15 protein-coding genes and 3 tRNA genes are annotated in these 19,898 nt (G+C 58.5%); 5 read left to right on the plus strand and 13 right to left on the minus strand.

All coding sequences use genetic code 11. The features are described from left to right. The 8 genes from hflK to nnr form a co-directional block, all read right to left on the minus strand. The gene (gene hflK, locus CWM54_RS21530) at positions 1-1,263 is read right to left on the minus strand and encodes an FtsH protease activity modulator HflK (RefSeq protein ID WP_061156029.1); all 1,263 of its coding nucleotides are present in this window, start codon (positions 1,261-1,263) and stop codon (positions 1-3) included. A gap of 65 nt (positions 1,264-1,328) precedes the next feature. Further along, on the minus strand, positions 1,329-2,609 hold the full coding sequence (gene hflX / locus CWM54_RS21535; RefSeq protein ID WP_004146725.1) for a ribosome rescue GTPase HflX: 1,281 nt from the start codon (positions 2,607-2,609) through the stop codon (positions 1,329-1,331). Positions 2,610-2,684: 75 nt separating this feature from the next. Then, positions 2,685-2,993: an RNA chaperone Hfq gene (gene hfq / locus CWM54_RS21540; protein ID WP_002885659.1), complete on the minus strand. Its 309-nt coding sequence runs from the start codon at positions 2,991-2,993 to the stop codon at positions 2,685-2,687. A gap of 92 nt (positions 2,994-3,085) precedes the next feature. Further along, complete coding sequence (miaA, locus tag CWM54_RS21545) at positions 3,086-4,036, minus strand: tRNA (adenosine(37)-N6)-dimethylallyltransferase MiaA (protein WP_061156030.1); 951 nt, start codon at positions 4,034-4,036, stop codon at positions 3,086-3,088. Beyond that, positions 4,029-5,888, minus strand: a complete 1,860-nt coding sequence (gene mutL, locus CWM54_RS21550; protein ID WP_043875915.1) for a DNA mismatch repair endonuclease MutL — start codon at positions 5,886-5,888, stop codon at positions 4,029-4,031. The genes miaA and mutL overlap by 8 nt, the downstream gene beginning before the upstream one ends. A gap of 10 nt (positions 5,889-5,898) precedes the next feature. Then, a complete protein-coding gene (gene amiB, locus CWM54_RS21555) occupies positions 5,899-7,248 on the minus strand; it encodes an N-acetylmuramoyl-L-alanine amidase AmiB (RefSeq protein ID WP_100698436.1) in 1,350 nt (449 codons plus the stop codon). Between the two features lie 16 nt (positions 7,249-7,264). After that, positions 7,265-7,726 carry a tRNA (adenosine(37)-N6)-threonylcarbamoyltransferase complex ATPase subunit type 1 TsaE gene (gene tsaE / locus CWM54_RS21560; protein WP_008807197.1) on the minus strand — a complete coding sequence of 154 codons (462 nt, stop codon included), beginning with the start codon at positions 7,724-7,726 and terminating at the stop codon, positions 7,265-7,267. After that, on the minus strand, positions 7,719-9,230 hold the full coding sequence (nnr, locus tag CWM54_RS21565) for a bifunctional ADP-dependent NAD(P)H-hydrate dehydratase/NAD(P)H-hydrate epimerase (protein WP_165785951.1): 1,512 nt from the start codon (positions 9,228-9,230) through the stop codon (positions 7,719-7,721). Before nnr ends, tsaE begins: the two co-directional genes overlap by 8 nt. A 13-nt stretch (positions 9,231-9,243) precedes the next feature. Here nnr and queG point away from each other — a divergent pair, with 13 nt between their 5' ends. Then, on the plus strand, positions 9,244-10,383 hold the full coding sequence (gene queG / locus CWM54_RS21570) for a tRNA epoxyqueuosine(34) reductase QueG (RefSeq protein WP_100698440.1): 1,140 nt from the start codon (positions 9,244-9,246) through the stop codon (positions 10,381-10,383). Positions 10,384-10,653: 270 nt separating this feature from the next. Here the strand turns inward: queG and CWM54_RS21575 are convergent. The 3 genes from CWM54_RS21575 to CWM54_RS21585 form a co-directional block, all read right to left on the minus strand. Further along, positions 10,654-10,729, minus strand: a tRNA-Gly gene (locus CWM54_RS21575). A gap of 72 nt (positions 10,730-10,801) precedes the next feature. Further along, positions 10,802-10,877: transfer RNA gene (locus CWM54_RS21580), tRNA-Gly, on the minus strand. A 68-nt stretch (positions 10,878-10,945) separates the two neighbouring features. Then, positions 10,946-11,021 (minus strand) — tRNA-Gly (locus CWM54_RS21585). Between the two features lie 294 nt (positions 11,022-11,315). On the opposite strand from CWM54_RS21585, the gene CWM54_RS21595 reads away from it, so the two are divergent. Continuing rightward, positions 11,316-12,047 (plus strand): transporter substrate-binding domain-containing protein, encoded by a 732-nt coding sequence (locus CWM54_RS21595; protein WP_012543116.1) that lies wholly within the window; start codon positions 11,316-11,318, stop codon positions 12,045-12,047. 53 nt (positions 12,048-12,100) lie between these two features. Here the strand turns inward: CWM54_RS21595 and orn are convergent, their stop codons facing one another. Then, on the minus strand, positions 12,101-12,646 hold the full coding sequence (orn, locus tag CWM54_RS21600; protein WP_074387286.1) for an oligoribonuclease: 546 nt from the start codon (positions 12,644-12,646) through the stop codon (positions 12,101-12,103). Positions 12,647-12,740: 94 nt separating this feature from the next. On the opposite strand from orn, the gene rsgA reads away from it, so the two are divergent. The 3 genes from rsgA to mscM all read left to right on the plus strand — a co-directional run bounded on the left by rsgA (position 12,741) and on the right by mscM (position 18,279). Beyond that, positions 12,741-13,802, plus strand: a complete 1,062-nt coding sequence (gene rsgA / locus CWM54_RS21610) for a small ribosomal subunit biogenesis GTPase RsgA (RefSeq protein WP_061156037.1) — start codon at positions 12,741-12,743, stop codon at positions 13,800-13,802. Between the two features lie 160 nt (positions 13,803-13,962). Next, positions 13,963-14,925: an archaetidylserine decarboxylase gene (gene asd, locus CWM54_RS21615; protein WP_074387288.1), complete on the plus strand. Its 963-nt coding sequence runs from the start codon at positions 13,963-13,965 to the stop codon at positions 14,923-14,925. Positions 14,926-14,949: 24 nt separating this feature from the next. Further along, entirely contained in the window at positions 14,950-18,279 is a 3,330-nt protein-coding gene (mscM, locus tag CWM54_RS21620; RefSeq protein ID WP_061156038.1) for a miniconductance mechanosensitive channel MscM, read from the plus strand. Positions 18,280-18,316: 37 nt separating this feature from the next. Here mscM and yjeM read toward each other — a convergent pair whose 3' ends face one another. Continuing rightward, entirely contained in the window at positions 18,317-19,819 is a 1,503-nt protein-coding gene (gene yjeM / locus CWM54_RS21625; protein ID WP_074387290.1) for a glutamate/gamma-aminobutyrate family transporter YjeM, read from the minus strand. Positions 19,820-19,898: the final 79 nt, after the last annotated feature.

A 19,898-nucleotide genomic window follows, 5' to 3' on the forward strand; every position in this document is an offset into this window, starting at 1 on the left:
TTATTCCCCCTGACGCTGGTAGTCGTTACGCTGCGCGTTAGCGCGGCGTTGGTCCATAATGCTACCCCCGGTTGAGCTCGAGGTTGATGAGGTGCTGGCGCTGCCGGTGCTGGATGCAGGTGGCAGACGCAGCAGATCGCTGGCGTCACTGCTATCGCTCTTTGCTGCCGGCGCGGCGGCGCCTTTCAGCATCTGGTCAAGCGGCAGAACCATCAGATTGCCGTTTTTGCTGTCGTTCACCAGCACTTTACGGGTGTGGCTCAGCACTTTTTCCATGGTTTCGATATACAGACGCTCACGGGTAATTTCCGGCGCGGCTTTGTATTCCGGCAGGAGCTTAGCAAAGCGAGCCACTTCACCCTGGGCTTCCAGGACGGTCTGGGTCTTGTAGGCACGCGCCTCTTCAAGGATACGCTGCGCCTGGCCATTCGCCCGCGGCTGTACTTCGTTGGTATAAGCTTCCGCTTCACGGATGTACTGCTGCTCGTTCTCACGCGCGGCAATGGCATCGTCAAACGCCGCCTTCACCTCTTCCGGCGGACGTGCCGTCTGGAAGTTGACGTCCAGCAGGGTGATCCCCATGTTGTACGGGCGGATAGTCTCTTCCAGCTCGCGCTGGGTATCGCTACGGATCACGGTACGACCTTCGGTCAGAATGCGATCCATGGTGTATTTGCCGATCACGCCGCGCAGCGCGCTGTCAGTCGCCTGACGCAGACTGTCATCCGCGCTGGTGACGCTAAACAGATAGCGTTCCGGATCGGTGACGCGGTACTGCACGTTCATCTCAACGCGCACGACGTTTTCGTCAGAGGTCAGCATGACGCCGGAAGCGGCCAGTTCACGTACCGACTCCACGTTCACCGCCTGAACGTTATCGATAAAGGTCGGTTTCCAGTTCAGGCCTGGCTCAACCAGATGGCTGAACTTACCAAAACGGGTCACGACGCCGCGTTCGGCTTCTTTAATGGTATAAAAACCGCTGGCCGCCCAGATAATCACTGCCGCCGCGGCAACGATGCCGACAATACGCCCGCCCATCGGTCCACGAGGCGTCTGCGCGCTATTACCACCGCCCAGTCCGCCCTTGCCGCCGCCGAGCCCGCCAAGTTTCTTACTTAACTTGCGGAAGATATCATCCAGATCCGGCGGCCCCTGCTCGCGACCACCTTTGTTGCCATTTCCCTCAGAGTTGCCGCCAGGTTTGCTGCTCCCCCACGGGTCGCGGTCCTGTCCGTTATTACCGGGCTGATTCCACGCCATGTATATGCTCCATATTTGTTTTTGATATCCCCACAGGGGTCAATATCTTCAGGCAAGCTGCAAGGTTAAACCACATAGTCAACAAGCGTTGGCTCTTGCTTACAGAGGCGCCGCCAGTCAACGATCGGCATGCGCACCTGCAGACTCACGCTGCCGTCATCCTCCATCCACTCTTTTTCTATCGCCTGAAGCTGATAGAAACGGCTTCTCAGTCGCCCTTCTTTCGGCGGTAAGCGCAGCGTATGCTGGGCCACTTCACCGGAAAGACGTTCCGTTAATGCCTGAAAAAGCAGTGGTACGCCAACCCCGGTCTGCGCTGAAAGCCAGACCCGAATCGGTTTATTTTCATCGTCGCGATCGATGCGCGGTTCAAAATCGTCAAGCATGTCGATTTTGTTCATCACCAGCAGCGCTGGGATCTCATCGGCCTCAATCTCAGCGAGAACCGTATTTACCGCATCAATGTTTTCCTGCACGCGGACATCCGCCGCGTCAATCACATGCAGCAGCAGCGTCGCCTGACGCGTCTCCTGCAACGTCGCTTTAAACGCGGCTACCAGATCGTGCGGCAGATGGCGAATAAAGCCGACGGTATCGGCCAGCACCGTTTCGCCGACGTCAGGGACGTCAATGCGGCGCAGCGTCGGGTCCAGGGTGGCGAACAGCTGGTTCGCGGCATAGACCTCGGCAGCGGTGATCTGGTTAAAGAGCGTTGATTTTCCGGCGTTGGTGTAGCCCACCAGCGACACGGTTGGAATATCGGCTTTCGCGCGCGACCGCCGCCCCTGCTCACGCTGTTTCTCAACTTTTTCCAGTCGCGACAGGATCTGCATGATACGGTTACGCAATAAACGACGGTCGGTTTCGAGCTGGGTTTCACCCGGGCCACGCAAACCAATCCCGCCCTTTTGTCTTTCAAGGTGGGTCCAGCCGCGGACGAGGCGGGTCGCCATATGGCGCAACTGCGCCAGCTCAACCTGCAGTTTCCCTTCATGGGTGCGCGCGCGCTGGGCGAAAATATCTAAAATAAGACCGGTACGATCGATAACCCGGCATTCGCACAGGCGTTCCAGGTTGCGTTCTTGTGCCGGACTCAGGGCATGATCGAAGAGCACGACCGACGCGCCGGTCGCTTTAACGGCTTCCGCAATTTCGACTGCCTTACCTTCACCAACAAAATACTTCGGGTGCGGTGCTTTACGGCTACCGGTAATCACCTGCATTGCTTCGACACCGGCGGAAGAGGCCAGAGTTTCAAACTCCTGGAGATCTTCCATATCTTTGTCTTGCGAAAAATAGATGTGTACCAGTACCGCCTGCTCACCGGCGTCATAACGGTCAAACAAGCGTAAACCCCTTATAAAATACCAGCGGGGAACGCAGAAAACCTGGCTCCCCGGCGTGGAAAAACAGCACTGGCCTTATTCGGCGTCGTCGCTGTCTTGTTGCGGCGCAGAAGAGCCCTGCGCGCTACCACCGTGGTGATAGTTACTGGAACCGCCGCCAGCATTATTGCTGTGGTGAGACACCGGGCGAGACGGGACAACAGTAGAAATTGCGTGCTTATAGACCATCTGGCTGACCGTGTTCTTCAACAGGATCACGAACTGATCGAAAGACTCAATTTGCCCTTGCAGCTTGATACCATTCACCAAATAAATAGAAACCGGAACACGTTCCCGACGCAAAGCGTTCAGGAACGGATCTTGTAAAGATTGCCCCTTAGCCATTCTCTCTTTTCCTTATATGTATGCTTGTTTTGTACTCAGAACCTTACGATTCTTAAAAAAAATTACGCACGATACCGTTTAATTGTACACGTTCAGTTCTGGCTCGCACCAACAACCTGTAATACTTTGTTGAGCGCTTGTTCAGGTTGTTCACTGTCTAACCAGTGCACACCTTCCCAACCGCGCAGCCAGGTGACCTGACGTTTGGCTAACTGTCTCGTGGCGCAAACACCTCGATAAACCATCTCATCATACGGGATCTCGCCATTGAGGTATGACCACATCTGGCGGTATCCAACACAACGGATGGAAGGCATATCCGTATGCAAATCTCCGCGGGCAAAAAGCGCCCGTACTTCTGCTTCAAAACCTGAAGCTAACATCTGATGAAAACGCTGTTCTATGCGTTGATGGAGCAGTTCACGGCTCGCCGGGGCGATGGCGAACTGATGCACCTGATATGGCAGAGCGTCTCCTGACGTTTGCGTCAGTTCCGTTAAAGTTTTACCCGAAATGAAAAAAACTTCCAGTGCCCGGGAAAGCCTTTGCGGATCATTTGGATGAATACGCGCAGCAGCTACGGGATCGATCGCCTGTAATTGCTGATGTAACGCGTTCCACCCCTGCTCTGCGGCCTGCTGCTCAATCCGCGCTCTGACCTCTGGGTCAGCCGACGGTAAGGGCGACAATCCTTCCAGCAACGCTTTGAAATACAACATCGTTCCGCCGACTAACAGCGGAATACGCCCGGCGGCGACAATATCGGCCATCGCCGCCAGCGCGTCGCGGCGAAAATCAGCCGCGGAATAGGCTTCTGCAGGATCCAAAATATCCAGCAGCCGGTGCGGCGCAGCGCTAAGCTCCGCAGCATCCGGTTTGGCAGTGCCAATATCCATTCCCCGATAAATGAGGGCGGAATCAACACTAATCAACTCTACTGGCAAAACTTTACGTAAGGCTATCGCCAGCGCGGTTTTGCCTGAGGCCGTCGGGCCCATTAAAAAAATTGCCTTGGGCAGGCTCGCCTCGGTTACATCATTCATCTTTCAGGGCATTCATCGCCGAATGGAGATCTACAGGTTGTAACAGGCCGCCCGGCGGCGTTTTCACCAGCTGCGGGCAAAGACGTTCGACGTCCGCCAGCAGCGCAATCGCCTGCGCCATATTCCATGACGCCTGTTCGCTCGTCAGATTACGCGCCATCCATTGGGCGATATTGCCGACGTCGAATGCGTTTTGCTGCGCCAGGTAGCCTATCAGTTCAGGAATCAAGATTTGTAAATTTTGTTGTCTTAAGGGTAAAGGGACCGCGCGCACCGTCACGTGCAGGGCATCGGTATGAAGCTCGATCCCCAACTGCGCCAGCGCCGACTGCGCAGCGGCCAGCGCCCGCTTCTCCCCTTCCGTGACTTTTAACCGCAACGGGATCAGCAGCGGCTGGGCACATACCGCTTCCGTACCCGGCGTCAACTGCGCCTGGCGCAGCCAGCGCTCGGCAACGGTCAACGACAGCAGCGCCAGACTGCCCTCGCGCTCCAGCAGCGCGCAATCGCCGCCGACAATCGTCAGCACTCTGCCAAAACTCTGACTGTGACCAGCCAGTTCCGCCGGGGCGGCGGACGGCTGCGCGGGTCGCGGCGCGGCGGGCGTGTCGAGCAACTGACGATAAAGCGCGCCCTGCTGCTTCTGGTAACCGGGCTGCGCATGCGGCCAGCTCGCGCCGCCAGAACTGCCGCCGGAGGCAGCCGGCTCACGCGACGATGTCATGCTGAATCGGGTTGCCGGTTCACGCGCTTCCGACGGCCGAGCAAACTGGTTGCCGCCTGCGGCGATGCGATTCTCCGGCATCTGGCGCGGCGTCGGCGGGTCGTCTTTTTCCGCCAGCGGCGCATCAAGCTGTTGCTGCAGCACGCTCAGTACGCCCTGGTAGATAAAGTCATGCACCAGGCGAGACTGATGGAAACGCACCTCATGCTTGGCCGGATGGACGTTCACATCCACCTGATGGGGATCGATCTCCAGATACAGCACAAACGCCGGCTGCTGATCGGCCCCCAGCTTGTCTTCACAGGCCTGGCGGATAGCATGATTGATCAGCCGGTCGCGCATCATCCGGCCGTTGACGTAACAGTACTGAATTTCCGCCAGCGCCGGGGTGGTATGGAGCGGATCGGCAACCCAGCCGCGCAGGGTCAGATCGCCATGCTGCCACTCGATCGCCAGCGCATGTTCGAGAAAAGCGGCGCCGCAAATGGTTCCCAGCCGCCGCTCCCGCTGGCCATCCTGCGCCACTGCCCGATACTGTCGTATCACCTTACCGTTATGGTTGAGGTTAATGGTGACGTCGAAGCGCGCCAGCGCAATGCGGCGCACCACTTCGTCAATATGGCCGAACTCGGTTTTTTCGGTGCGCATAAATTTGCGCCGCGCCGGCGTGTTGTAGAACAGATCGAGGACTTCCAGGGTGGTGCCGACCGGGTGCGCCGCCGGCTTCACCGTCACCGCCTGATCGCGGCCTTCGGCATAAGCCTGCCAGGCTTCCTGCTGCTCCGCCGTGCGCGAAGTCAGCGTTAAGCGCGCCACCGAACTGATACTGGCCAGCGCTTCGCCGCGAAAGCCGAGGCTGATAATCGCCTCCAGATCGTCAAGCGAGGCGATCTTGCTGGTCGCATGACGAGCCAGGGCCAGCGCCAGCTCGTCTTTTTTGATGCCGCTGCCGTTATCGCGGATGCGAATGAGCTTCGCGCCGCCGCGTTCGATATCAATGTCAATCCGCGTAGCGCCAGCATCAAGGCTGTTCTCAACCAGCTCTTTCACCACCGACGCGGGCCGCTCCACCACTTCGCCGGCGGCAATCTGGTTGGCGAGCTGCGGCGGCAGAACCTGAATCGGCATCCCCTGCTCCTTAGTTAATCAACATCCCGCCTGGCGCTGCGGCGCTGGCGGTCTGCGCCGCCTCCCCTCGAGGCGCCGACTGCAGCGGATGCTGCATAAAGTAGTTACGCAGGCCGTTGTAAATCGCCTGTGCGATCTGCTCCTGGTAATCCTCACTCCCCAGCAGCCGCTCTTCACCGTTGTTACTGATAAAGCCCGTTTCCACGAGGATCGACGGGATATCCGGCGAGCGCAATACACCGAGGCTGGCATGCTCCGGGCGGCGTTTGTGCAGGTTGCCAATGCGCTGCAGCTGGCTCAGCACGTTGGTCGCCACATCGTAGCCGACGCGCTGGGAATGACCGAACTGCAGATCCAGCACCGCCTGGCTCAGGTAAGGGTCGGCCTGGCTGTTCGCCAGCACGTCGCCTGCCCCGCCAAGCAGTTCAGACTGTTTCTCATGCTGCTCGAGCCAACCGGCCATTTCGCTGTTGGCGCGACGGTTCGAGAGCACCCACACCGAGGCGCCGGTCGCATCGCGGTTTGGCGCGGCATCCGCATGGATAGAGACGAGGAAGTTGGCGTTTTGCTTACGCGCCACGTCCGAGCGCCCCATCACCGAAATAAAGTAATCTCCGTCGCGGGTCAGCACCGGCTTAAACTGCGGATCGGCGTTCAGTAACGCCCGCAGCTTGCGCGCGATGGCGATAGTCACGTTCTTCTCTTTGGTGCCGTTCGGACCAATCGCGCCAGGATCCTGACCGCCGTGTCCGGCATCGATGGCGATAATCACCTTATCATCCACCGACACCGTGCGGGCCGCCGGGCGAGTCACGGTCTGATTGTTGGTCATCACTGGCTGAGAGGACGTCATCGCCGTCTGCCGTTCATGACCCGACGAGCTGAACGGGTTACGTCCTGCCGTCGCCGTCCGGGAAGGCATCACCGGCGGCGGGTCGGCCCGTTTCACCACCACAGGCGGCGGTGGCGGTGGCGCGTCGGCGTTGATGGTAAAGACCACCGTGTAATTTGCCCCGTTCTGCTGCTTCACCGCTCGCGTTTTACCATCTTCCGTCAGATCCACCAGCAAACGCAGCGTCTGCGTATCCTGCGGCGTACCGGCGCGAATACTTTTCACCAGGTTGCTGCCACTAAACTGCAGCGGTAGTCCCTGCAATACGCCGGTCTGCTTGATATCCAGTGCCACCAGACGTTTGCCCTGTGGGGTAAAGGAGTACTCCGGCTCACCGACAAAGCTCAGGGTAATACGGGCCTGCTGGTCTCCGTTAGAGACCTGGATATCGGATAAACTCGCCGCAGTGGCGTGAAGACTCGACAGCATTAGCGCAGCGGCAAGCCAGGTGGTTATGCGATACTTCATCCCGTCATCCTTCAGGCTAAATGGCTAAACGCGCCAGTAAAGATTCACCCCGTGAGGAGATCGCGGTAATACGCGCCTCACGCCCTTGTGCCTGGTAATCAAGGTGAATTTCAACGTCCGGGTCAGGCAGGACACCTGCGCCTTGCTGCGGCCATTCCACCAGGCAGATGGCATCGTCGGCAAAATAATCACGGATCCCCATAAATTCGAGCTCCTCAGGATCCGCCAGTCGGTAGAGATCGAAGTGATATACCATCAGATTCTCGAGGGTATACGGCTCCACCAGGGTATAGGTTGGGCTTTTGACATTGCCGCGGTGACCGAGCGCCTGCAAAAAGCCGCGGCTGAAGGTCGTTTTCCCCGCGCCTAAATCACCATACAGATAAATCACGGTGGCGCCGGTACAGACCTGCGCGATGCGGTCGCCAAGGGCCAGCGTGGCCTGCTCATCGGGTAAAGGAATCACTCGGTTAATCATGGTCTACGTCAATCACATCCGGGTTAACAACACGCCTGAGCGTGGAAAAGAGATCGGTCGCCAGCATGCCGCGGGTGCCCTCGCGGGCGGCCAGTCGGTCGGCGGCGTCGCCATGAGCGACGCACCCGGCACAGGCTGCATCATACGGCGTCAGGTGCTGTCCTAACAATGCGGCAATAATGCCGGTAAGCACATCGCCCATACCGCCGCTGGCCATCCCGGCATTGCCGGCATCGATAATGCCCATCGCCCCGCTTTCACTGGCCACCACCGTGCCCGCGCCTTTCAGCACAACCACGCCACCATACCGTTTTACCAGACGCTGCGCAGAAAGTAAGCGATCGCTTTCAATTTCTGCCACGCTGACATTCAGCAGACGGGCCGCTTCGCCGGGGTGCGGCGTTAGCACGCGATTGTGACGTTTATCGGGATTGAATGCCAGCAGGTTCAGCGCGTCGGCGTCCCAGACCATCGGTTTGTTAAAACTTTCCACCGTGCGCAGGGCGCTGCGCCCCCATTCGCGCTGCCCCAGGCCCGGGCCAATCGCCACCACATCAGCCCACTCCAGCGCGGCTTTCAGAGTCTGCGGCGTCAGTTCATCCACCATTAATTCCGGCCGCACGGTGACAATGGGCGCGATGCTCTCAGGGTGAGTAAGCACTCGCACCAGCCCTGCACCGCCGCGTAGGGCCGCTTCACCGCACATACGGATAGCGCCTGCCGTGCCGCGATCGCCGCCGACAATCACCAGCTTGCCGTGATCGCCCTTATGGGAGGTGGCCCGCCGCGGCGGCAGCCAGTCGGCGAGGTGGGCGGCGCAAAACCGCGTCAGAGGAGTACTTTGCCCGGCGAGCCAGCGCTCGAGCCCGAGGGCATGATGATGGAGATGCCCGACGACATCCCGCGCCTTGCCGGTCAGCAGCCCGGGTTTGAGGGCGATAAAGGTCAGGGTGTGGTCGGCCTGAACCACTGCACCTGGCGTCGCGCCAGTCTGCGCGTTCAGGCCGGAAGGGATATCCAGCGCCACCACCGGCGCCGGATGGTGGTTCGCCTGGTGGATGAGCGCCGCAACGGGATCGCGCGGCGCGCTGCGCAGACCGGTGCCGAGCAGGCCATCAATAATCAGTGAGATATCGTCGGGCCAGGGGATGGTCGCCGCATGGATCACGCCGCCCGCGTTAAGCCACGCCTCTCGCGCCGCCTGCGCCTCTTCCGGCAGCGGGCTGTCACTCTCTACCGCCAGCAGCGTCACCCGCCGCCCCGCGGCCTGCGCCAGACGCGCGACGACATATCCGTCGCCGCCGTTGTTACCATGTCCGCAGAGGATCAGCCAGTGCGCACTGGCGGGATAAGCGCGGCTGGCCAGCTGAAAGGCCGCCTCGCCCGCGCGCTGCATCAGTTCGAACAGCGTCAGCCCCAGGCTGTCCGCCGCCTCTCGTTCGGCCAGGCGCAGCGCCTCCGCAGGCCAAATGTTGTATGGTATACTGTCAGGGTTTTTCGTCATTGTATGGTCCATCATGTCACAGCCCCTCGATCTCGTTCAGTTAGCGCAACAAATCAAACAATGGGGCACAGAGCTCGGGTTCCAGCAGGTGGGTATCGCCGATACCGACCTCAGCGCCGGTGAACCCAAACTGCAGGCATGGCTGGATAAACAATACCACGGCGAAATGGAGTGGATGGCCCGTCACGGAATGATGCGCGCCCGCCCCCATGAACTGCTGCCCGGTACGTTACGCGTCATCAGCGTGCGGATGAACTATCTGCCCGCCAACGCCGCCTTTGCCCGCACCCTGAAAGATCCCGCGCTGGGTTACGTCAGCCGTTATGCCCTCGGGCGTGATTATCATAAGCTGCTACGTAATCGCCTGAAAAAACTGGGGGAGAAGATTCAGGAACAGTGTGCTTCGCTCAATTTTAGACCTTTTGTCGATTCCGCGCCTATCCTGGAACGGCCAATCGCAGAAAAAGCGGGCCTTGGCTGGACAGGTAAGCACTCACTTATCTTAAGCCGCGACGCGGGGTCATTCTTTTTCCTCGGCGAACTGCTGATCGATCTGCCTCTACCGGTCGACAGCCCGGTTGCGGAGGAGTGCGGACGCTGCGTCGCCTGCATGACCATCTGCCCCACAGGCGCCATCGTTGAGCCCTACACCGTCGACGCCCGGCGCTGCATCTCCTATCTCACCATCGAGCTGGAAGGCGCTATCCCGGAGGCGTTCCGTCCGCTTATCGGCAACCGTATTTACGGTTGTGATGATTGCCAGCTCATCTGCCCGTGGAACCGTTTCTCACAGCTCACCGATGAAGAGGATTTCAGTCCACGCAAAGCGTTGCATGCGCCACCGCTGGTGGAGCTGTTCTCCTGGAGCGAAGCGTGGTTTCTGAAGGTAACCGAAGGGTCGGCGATTCGTCGCATTGGCCACCTGCGCTGGCTGCGCAATATCGCCGTCGCGCTGGGCAATGCGCCCTGGGATGAAGCCCATCTTCGCGCGCTGGAGAGTCGCCGGGGTGAGCACCCGCTTCTCGACGAGCACATCGAATGGGCTATCGCTGAGCAAATAAACAAGCGGAACGCTGACGCCGTCGAAGTACAGCTGCCGAAAAAATTACGTCTGGTCAGGGTGGTAGAGAAAGGCTTGCCGCGCGACGCCTGATTCATTCACAGGCTGTGAATAAAATCTAAAACACATTGCGTTTCAAGGCGCAGACCGAGGTCAAGTGATCGGATTAACATTTCGAAATGAAATTTAATTGTTAAATTTCAATGAGATATAAAGATACTATTTACAAAGCGAAGCATTTACGCCGTCAAAGACGGAACGACAACCTGTGGATAACTCTGTTCACAGTATTTCTGAAGATCAAACAAAAATCATCCCCGGCGCTGGATTGCACTGTGGATAAATAAGAGATGGAAGAAAATTTGGAGCGGGAAACGAGACTCGAACTCGCGACCCCGACCTTGGCAAGGTCGTGCTCTACCAACTGAGCTATTCCCGCTTAATCATCGTCATTCAAGCTATCGTGTAGCAACCTGAATACTGCGACTGGTGTGGTATGTCTTTCAAATTTTGGAGCGGGAAACGAGACTCGAACTCGCGACCCCGACCTTGGCAAGGTCGTGCTCTACCAACTGAGCTATTCCCGCTTAATCTTCGGCTTTCGCCTCGCATCTGCGAGTTGAAATCCTGTGATCAGGATGGTGCTTTCAAATTTTGGAGCGGGAAACGAGACTCGAACTCGCGACCCCGACCTTGGCAAGGTCGTGCTCTACCAACTGAGCTATTCCCGCGTTACTGCTTTTTTTGCCATATTTTGATGGCGTCGTAATTTGCATTTCTGCGTCGTTACGGGAGGCGCATTATACGAGAATTCGATGCCCCTGCAACCCCCTGACGATCACTTTTTTGCGTTTTTTGTTTAAGTGGACATTTTCTCGCCACCTACGCCGCTGAATTGTATAAATAAGCGTCATAACGGGCAAAATTGCTTTTTCCGTCCGGCTGAATGACGCAAAATCGCTCGCATCATATTGCGGTGGCGCGACGTATAACGCGGCCACCACGACGCCAAACAGGGAATTAGCATGAGAAAAGTCCTCACCGTCCTGCTGCTGAGCACGCTGGCCATCGGAACCGCGTCAGCCGAGACGCTCCATTTTGGCACCACCACAGCCAATCCGCCATTTGTCACCACCAACGGCAAAAATCAGCCCGTCGGCTTTGATATCGATCTCGCTCACGCCCTGTGCCAGCAGATGCAGGCGCAGTGCCAGTTTACGGCGCAGCGTTTCGATACCCTGATCCCGGCATTGCGCTTTAAGAAGTTTGATGCGGTGATTGCCGGTATGGAAGTGATCCCAATGCGCGAGAAGCAGGTCGCCTTTAGCCGCCCTTATCGCCAGGCGCTCTCCGGGGTGGTGATCGTCAATAAAGATGTTGCCCATACCTTTGCCGATCTGAAAGCCAAAAAAATCGGCGTGGTGAAAGGCACGCTGCATCAGCACTATCTGCGCGATAAGCAGAAGGCCGTGCAGGCGATCCCTTACGACGACGTCGCTAGCGCTTTAGCCGCGCTGAAAGCCGGCGAAATAACCGGCGTCATGAGCGACTTCGCCACCCTTGACGCCTGGCAACAAGAGAACCCTGACTACGCCATCATGGATGAGCGGGCCACCGACCCGGCTTATTACGGTAAGCAGTATGCGATTGCGGTGCGCAAAGACGATCCGGAGTTGCTGAATGCCATCAACGATGCCCTGACCGCGGTCATGGCGACGCCTGACTTCCAGCAGATGCAGCAAAAGTGGTTTAAATAAACAGAAAGATGTACCGGGCCGCACCAGGCCCGGTTTTCACAGCCAGTCGTGGTTTACAGCTTAATGAAATGCTCGCGATAGTAAGCCAGCTCGGCGACCGACTCGCGGATATCGTCCATCGCCTGATGGGTGCCCTGCTTTTTAAAGCCGTCGAGAATTTCCGGCTTCCAGCGGCGAGCCAGCTCTTTCAGCGTGCTGACGTCCAGATAGCGGTAGTGGAAATAGGCTTCCAGTTGCGGCATGTACTTAAACAGGAAGCGACGATCCTGGCCGATGCTGTTGCCGCAGATCGGCGACTTGCCCGCCGGCACCCACTGCTTAAGAAACTCAATAGTCGCCAGTTCGGCATCGTGCTCGCCGACGGTGCTGGCCTTCACGCGATCCACCAGTCCGCTGCCGGTATGCGTCCGCACATTCCACTCGTCCATTAATGCCAGCTGAGCGTCTGACTGATGCACGGCGATGGTCGGCCCTTCAGCCAAAATGTTCAGGTTGGCATCGGTCACCAGGGTGGCGATTTCGATAATGCGATCGCGCTCCGGATCCAGCCCTGTCATCTCAAGATCGATCCAAATGAGGTTGTTTTCATTTGCACTCATGCTATTTTCCACCCTTCTTGCGTGACTATATTCATCTAAAATAGCGTGTATCATAGAGGTTTTGCCCCATCAGGGCGACCAGGAGCCAGTTCGATTGAGTAAAAATAAACTCTCCAAAGGCCAGCAGCGCCGCGTCAACGCCAACCACCAGCGCCGCCTGAAAACCACTGCGGAGAAGGCCGACTACGATGACAACCTGTTTGGCGAAACGTCGGAAGGCATTGTCATCAGTCGCTTTGGCATGCATGCCGACGTCGAATCCGCTGACGGCAGCGTCCATCGCTGCAACATTCGCCGGACAATCCGTTCGCTGGTCACTGGCGACCGCGTGGTCTGGCGGCCAGGTAAAGATGCCGCCGACGGCGTAAACGTCAAAGGGATCGTCGAAGCGGTGCATGAGCGCGCCTCCGTCCTGACGCGTCCGGATTTTTACGACGGCGTGAAGCCTATCGCTGCCAATATCGATCAGATCGTGGTGGTTTCCGCGATCCTGCCTGAGCTGTCATTGAATATTATCGATCGTTATCTGGTGGCCTGCGAGGCGCAGGATATCGAGCCGTTAATCGTTCTGAATAAAATCGATCTGCTGGATGACGATGGCCTGCGCTTCGTCAATGAGCAAATGGACATCTACCGCAATATCGGTTACCGCGTGCTCATGGTCTCCAGTCGGACTCAGGACGGCCTCAAGCCGCTGGAAGCGGCCCTGACCGACCGCATCAGCATTTTCGCCGGGCAGTCCGGGGTCGGTAAATCGAGCCTGCTGAACGCCCTGCTGGGGCTGAATGAGGATCAGATCCTCACCAATGATGTCTCGGACGTTTCCGGCTTAGGCCAGCACACCACCACCGCGGCGCGCCTCTACCACTTCCCGCACGGCGGCGATGTAATTGATTCACCGGGCGTTCGTGAATTCGGCCTCTGGCATCTGGAAGCGGAACAAATCACCAATGGCTTTGTCGAATTCCATGATTATTTAGGCCATTGCAAATACCGCGACTGTAAACACGATAACGATCCTGGCTGTGCGCTTCGCGAAGCGGTAGAGAACGGCAAGATCGCCGAAAGCCGTTTTGAGAACTACCACCGCATCCTCGAAAGCATGGAGCAGGTACAGGTAAAAACGCGTAAAAACTTTTCCTCGTCCGATGACTGATCATTAAGCTGAGCGTCACGTCAGGCTCTGCCAGGACGCGGTCAAACTGCGACTAACGCGGATGCCATTTGGCGAGGTTTACGTATAGAATCGTCCCCTTTTTTCAGGTCCCCGCCCGCGGGCGGGGTCAGGAACGACATATCATGGCCTGGAGGCTACTTTGTTAAACGATCTTAAACTTTCACTGCAATACATTCTGCCTAAACTGTGGCTCACCCGCCTCGCAGGCTGGGGTGCGAGCAAACGCGCAGGTTGGTTGACGAAACTGGTCATCGATCTGTTCGTGAAATACTACAAGGTCGATATGAAAGAGGCGCAGAAGCCGGATACCGCGGCTTATCGCACCTTCAACGATTTCTTTGTGCGTCCGCTGCGCGACGACGTTCGCCCGCTGAATACCGATCCCAACGTGCTGGTGATGCCGGCAGACGGCGTGATCAGCCAGCTTGGCGCCATTGAAGACGATAAAATCCTGCAGGCCAAAGGTCATGACTACAGCCTGGAAGCCCTGCTGGCCGGCAACTATCAAATGGCCGACCTGTTCCGTAACGGCAGCTTCGCCACCACCTATCTGTCGCCGCGCGACTATCACCGCGTGCACATGCCGTGCAACGGCATCCTGCGCGAAATGATCTACGTCCCTGGCGACCTGTTCTCGGTTAACCATCTGACGGCGCAGAATGTGCCTAACCTGTTCGCCCGTAACGAGCGCGTCATCTGCCTGTTTGATACTGAGTTTGGCCCGATGGCGCAAATTCTGGTGGGCGCGACTATCGTCGGCAGCATCGAGACCGTGTGGTCCGGCACCGTGACCCCGCCGCGCGAAGGCATTATTAAACGCTGGACCTGGCCCGCGGGTGACAGCGAAGGCTCCGTCGCCCTGCTGAAAGGCCAGGAGATGGGCCGCTTCAAACTGGGTTCCACCGTGATCAACCTGTTCGCCCCGGGCCAGGTGAAGCTGGTTGACTCGCTGCAAAGCCTGTCCGTGACTAAAATCGGCCAACCGCTGGCGACCGCCGTGGAAGCCAGCGCCGCTGCTGAACCCGCGCCGTTACCGGAAGAAGAGATCCGCGCCGAACACCGCGCCAGCCCGCTGGTTGACGATACACAAGACCAAGGTTAATTCTTCAGCAAAAAGGGTTATGCCGTGCGCCTGATATACACTTTCCTGTTGGCCTTGAGCCTCAGTTTCGGGGCGTACGCTGCGACAGCCCCGGATGCTAAACAGATAACCCAGGAACTGGAACAGGCGAAGGCGGCAAAGCCCGCCCAGCCTGAAACCGTTGAAGTTCTACAGTCCGCGCTGAACGCGCTTGAGGAGCAAAAATCGTCCCTCGAGCGCGCCCGTCAGTATCAGGACGTTATCGATAATTTCCCCAAACTGTTTCAAAGCCTGCGCTCTCAGCTCAACAATCTGAGCGAAGAACCGCGCCAGGTGCCAACCGGCCTGACCGCCGATGCGCTGAACCAGGAGATCCTGCAGGTCAGCAGCCAGCTGCTGGAATCGAGCCGCCAGGCGCAGCAGGAGCAGGATCGCGCGCGCGAAATCGCCGACTCCCTGAACCAGCTGCCGCAACAGCAAACCGATGCCCGTCGTCAGCTCAATGAGGTTGAGCGCCGCATCGGCACGCAAACCGGCAACAATGCTCTCGCCCAGGCGCAAAATCTTGCCCTGCAGGCGGAATCGGCGCGCCTGAAGGCGCTGGTGGATGAACTCGACCTCGCCCAGCTTTCCGCCAACAACCGCCAGGAGCTGTCGCGCGCCCGTTCCGAGCTGGCGCAAAAGCAGAGCGAACAACTGGATGCCTATCTGCAGGCGCTGCGCAATTTACAGAACAGCCAGCGCCAGCGGGAAGCGGAAAAGGCGCTGGAGAGCACCGAACTGCTGGCGGAGAACAGTGAAAACCTGCCGCCGGACATCAACGCGCAGTTCAAGGTCAACCGGGAGCTCTCCCAGGCGCTGAACCAGCAGGCGCAGCGCATGGATCTGGTGGCCTCCCAGCAGCGGCAGGCGACGAATCAAACGCTGCAGGTGCGCCAGGCGTTAAACACCCTGCGCGAGCAATCGCAGTGGCTGGGCTCTTCCAACCTGCTGGGCGAAGCCCTGCGCGCCCAGGTAGCGCGGCTGCCGGAGCGCCCTCGCCCACAGCAGCTGGATACGGAAATGGCGCAGTTGCGCGTGCAGCGTCTGCGCTTTGAAGATTTACTCAGTAAGCAGCCGCAGCTGCGGCAGATCCGTCAGGCCGACGGCGAACCGCTGACCAGCGAGCAGAACAAAATCCTGCAGGCGCAGCTGCGCACGCAGAACGAGCTGCTGAACTCGCTGCTGCGCGGCGGCGATACCCTGATGCTGGAGCTCACCAAGCTGAAGGTCGCCAACGGCCAGCTGGAAGACGCGCTGAAAGAGATCAACGAAGCGACTCACCGCTATCTGTTCTGGACTTCGGACGTTAGCCCTATCGGCTTCTCCTGGCCGCTGGAGATTGTCCAGGATCTGCGGCGCCTGATCTCCCTGGATACCATCAGCGAACTGGGCAAAGCCAGCGCGATGATGCTCACCAGCAAAGAGACTCTGCTACCGCTGTTTGCCGCCCTGCTGCTGGTTGGCTTCAGCATCAGCTCGCGGCGCCATTTCACCCGCTTCCTTGAGCGCTCCAGCGCCCGGGTGGGGAAAGTCACCCAGGATCACTTCTGGCTGACGCTGCGCACGGTCTTCTGGTCGATACTGGTGGCCTCGCCGCTGCCGGTGCTGTGGATGACGCTCGGCTATGGCCTGCAGTCCGCCTGGCCCTTCCCGCTGGCGGTGGCGATAGGCGATGGGGTCACGGCGACCGTGCCTTTGCTGTGGGTGGTGATGATCTGCGCCACCTTCGCCCGGCCAAACGGGCTGTTTATCGCCCACTTCGGCTGGCCGCGTAACCGCGTGGCGAAAGCGATGCGCTACTACCTGATGAGCATCGGGCTGATTGTGCCGCTGATTATGGCGCTGATCATGTTTGATAATCTTAACGACCGCGAATTCTCCGCTTCGTTGGGCCGCCTGTGCTTCCTGTTGATCTGCGGCGCGCTGGCGGTGGTCACGCTGAGCCTTAAGCACGCCGGTATTCCGCTCTATCTGGATAAAGAGGGGAATGGCGAGAATATGGTGAACCGCCTGCTGTGGAACCTGATGCTTGGCGCCCCGCTGGTGGCCATGCTGGCGGCTGCCGTCGGCTATCTCGCCACCGCCCAGGCGCTGCTTGCACGTCTGGAAACCTCGGTCGCCATCTGGTTCCTGCTGCTGGTGGTCTATCACATCATCCGCCGCTGGATGCTGATCCAGCGCCGCCGGCTGGCCTTCGACCGGGCCCGTCACCGTCGCGCGGAAATTCTCGCTCAGCGTGCCCGCGGCGAAGATGAGCCCGTTCACGTCAGCAGCCCGGAGGGGTCGGTGGAAACGGAGATCAGCGAGGTCGACCTCGATGCCATCAGTACTCAGTCGCTGCGGCTTGTGCGCTCCCTGCTGATGCTGATTGCACTGCTGTCGGTCATCGTGCTGTGGTCGGAAATTCACTCGGCGTTTGGCTTCCTTGAGAATATCTCGCTGTGGGACGTGACCTCGACGGTACAAGGGGTGGAAAGCCTTGAGCCGATCACGCTTGGCGCGGTGTTGATTGCCATTCTGGTGCTGATCATCACCACTCAGCTGGTACGCAACCTGCCCGCGCTGCTGGAGCTGGCGATCCTCCAGCATCTCGATTTAACGCCCGGCACCGGCTACGCCATCACCACCATCACCAAGTATCTGCTGATGCTCGTCGGCGGGCTGGTGGGCTTCTCGATGATCGGTATTGAGTGGTCGAAGCTGCAGTGGCTGGTCGCCGCGCTGGGTGTGGGTCTCGGCTTTGGCCTGCAGGAGATCTTCGCCAACTTTATCTCCGGCCTGATTATCCTGTTTGAGAAGCCGATCCGTATCGGCGATACGGTCACCATTCGCGACCTGACGGGCAGCGTCACCCGCATTAATACCCGTGCGACCACCATCAGCGACTGGGACCGGAAAGAGATTATCGTGCCGAACAAGGCGTTCATTACCGAACAGTTTATCAACTGGTCTCTGTCGGACTCGGTCACCCGCGTGGTGCTGACGGTGCCGGCCCCCGTGGACGCCGATACCGATGAGGTAACGAAAATTCTCATCGCCGCGGCGCATCGTTGCTCGCTGGTCATCGATACCCCAGCACCAGAGGCGTTTCTCGTCGACCTGCAGCAGGGGATCCAGATTTTCGAGCTGCGTATTTTTGCCGCCGAGATGGGGCACCGCATGCCGCTGCGCCATGAGATGCATCAGTTGATCCTGGCGGGCTTCCGCGAGCATGGCATTGATATGCCGTTCCCTCCGTTCCAGATGCGTCTGGAAAGTATCGACGGCAGACAAAGCAGTAAAACCATGACCTCGGCCGGGAAAACCAGCCGCCGTACGGCTGGCGGACTGTAAGTCATCACCTGCCCGGCAGCAACGCCGGGCAGGCTCTCTAACTCTCCATCACCAGCGCGCCGGACGCCATGCGCCGACGGTAGCTTTCGTAGATCCCCAGCGCCAGCAGTGAGAAGAAGATCGGCCCACCGACCATCCACAGGGTGCTGTTCCAGTCCCCGCTGTCGATGACGGGTTGGATAATGGTGAAGATATTGGCGAAGGTCACCACCAGCAACACCACGCCGGTCGCCAGCAGCGTCGACGGTCGGTTTTTGAAAATCACGAACGGCCGGTCGAGATGCGTTTTCGCCTTGAAGAACGGGAAGGCGATGGTCAGGAACAGGTAGGGTAAGGTCATGGAGACATTGGCCATCAGCGTCAGCTTGTTATAAAACGCCGAAGCACTATCCCCGCCGAACGACACCAGCACAATAAACACCCCGACCAGCAGGCACTGCAGCCACATCGCCGCGGCGGGCATGCCGTTGACGTTAAGACGGGTCATCACCGACGGCCAGAGCGCTTTTGGCGTGCCCTGAATAATCGCTTTCAGGGGCGAATAGCTGAGGGTGAAGAACGCGCCGGTGTAGGCGAGAAACATCGACAGGCCGGTAATACGGGCGAACCAGACTCCGGTCAGGGCCGCCGACTCTGGCGTCAGGTGCAGAGCCTGGCCGAGCGTCGTCCCAAGGCTGGTCATCAGCACATAGGTGATGTTGCCGAGGTTGGTCGAACGCGCGCCAAGCACCTGCTGCCAGTTGGCGCTCACGCCCCACAGCACAATCGCCAGCGAGTAACCGACCGAGATAACGATCGCCGCGATGATAATGCCTTTGGCAAAGTTCTTTTCCGGCTTATCGGTCTTATCCACTAAGCCGCCGACCGCCTCAATTCCGCCATAGGCAAAGATGGCAAATACCACAAACGACAGCATCGCCATGCCCGACTGATACCCGGGATTAGGTGAAAGGGTGAAGTTTAACGGTTGGGCGAAATGGCCGCCGTTGAGCAGGAGGATCGCCCCACTCACCAGCAGTAGCACCAAGTTAAGCCCCATCACCGCGATACCGCCGACGGCGGTGATTTTGGCGATTTTATTGATCCCTTTGACGGCAATAAAGGTCACGATGCCCATCCAGCAGGCTGCCAGAATGCCCACCGTCTGCGTCGGGGTCAGGCTAGCCAGCGCCCAGGTCTGGGTTTTGTCCGCGCCAAACAAAAAGGTGGATAACGGCACCCAAATTTTAGCCGCCGTACTCACCATCCACACCACGTACGACGCAAACCACATAAAGGTGCCGATGAAAGCAAAGCGCGGCCCGACGCTGTGGTTCATCCAGGAATAGATCCCGCCTTCTTCGCGACGATAAGCCGAGCCCATCTCCGCCATCATCAGCGCGAACGGAATAAAGAAAAAGAGGGCGGAAAAAAGATAAAACGGCATCGCACTGTAGCCCATCAGATAAAACGCCGACGGGCTGTTAGCAAAGCCAAACACCGAAGTGAAGATCATCAGAATCAGCCCAATCAGGCTCATCTTCTTGAATTGTTGATGCATAAATCTATCCAAACGTGGGCATCGCCCAACAGGCAACACCTGGCCTCAAAAAATGAGCGCGGATAGTAGCAAAAGCACG

It is taken from the genome of Klebsiella sp. D-Nf1, from assembly GCF_002810515.1.
Classification (GTDB): domain Bacteria; phylum Pseudomonadota; class Gammaproteobacteria; order Enterobacterales; family Enterobacteriaceae; genus Klebsiella; species Klebsiella variicola.

What these genes read in the sequence shown, in the direction of transcription:
- hflK (WP_061156029.1), bottom strand. Translation starts at nt 1,263, where the DNA reads ATGGCGTGGAATCAGCCCGGTAATAACGGACAGGACCGCGACCCGTGG.
- nnr (WP_165785951.1), bottom strand. Translation starts at nt 9,230, where the DNA reads ATGACGAAAAACCCTGACAGTATACCATACAACATTTGGCCTGCGGAG.
- queG (WP_100698440.1), top strand. Translation starts at nt 9,244, where the DNA reads ATGTCACAGCCCCTCGATCTCGTTCAGTTAGCGCAACAAATCAAACAA.
- mutL (WP_043875915.1), bottom strand. Translation starts at nt 5,888, where the DNA reads ATGCCGATTCAGGTTCTGCCGCCGCAGCTCGCCAACCAGATTGCCGCC.
- yjeM (WP_074387290.1), bottom strand. Translation starts at nt 19,819, where the DNA reads ATGCATCAACAATTCAAGAAGATGAGCCTGATTGGGCTGATTCTGATG.
- tsaE (WP_008807197.1), bottom strand. Translation starts at nt 7,726, where the DNA reads ATGATTAACCGAGTGATTCCTTTACCCGATGAGCAGGCCACGCTGGCC.
- orn (WP_074387286.1), bottom strand. Translation starts at nt 12,646, where the DNA reads ATGAGTGCAAATGAAAACAACCTCATTTGGATCGATCTTGAGATGACA.
- miaA (WP_061156030.1), bottom strand. Translation starts at nt 4,036, where the DNA reads ATGAATGATGTAACCGAGGCGAGCCTGCCCAAGGCAATTTTTTTAATG.
- CWM54_RS21595 (WP_012543116.1), top strand. Translation starts at nt 11,316, where the DNA reads ATGAGAAAAGTCCTCACCGTCCTGCTGCTGAGCACGCTGGCCATCGGA.
- amiB (WP_100698436.1), bottom strand. Translation starts at nt 7,248, where the DNA reads ATGAAGTATCGCATAACCACCTGGCTTGCCGCTGCGCTAATGCTGTCG.
- hfq (WP_002885659.1), bottom strand. Translation starts at nt 2,993, where the DNA reads ATGGCTAAGGGGCAATCTTTACAAGATCCGTTCCTGAACGCTTTGCGT.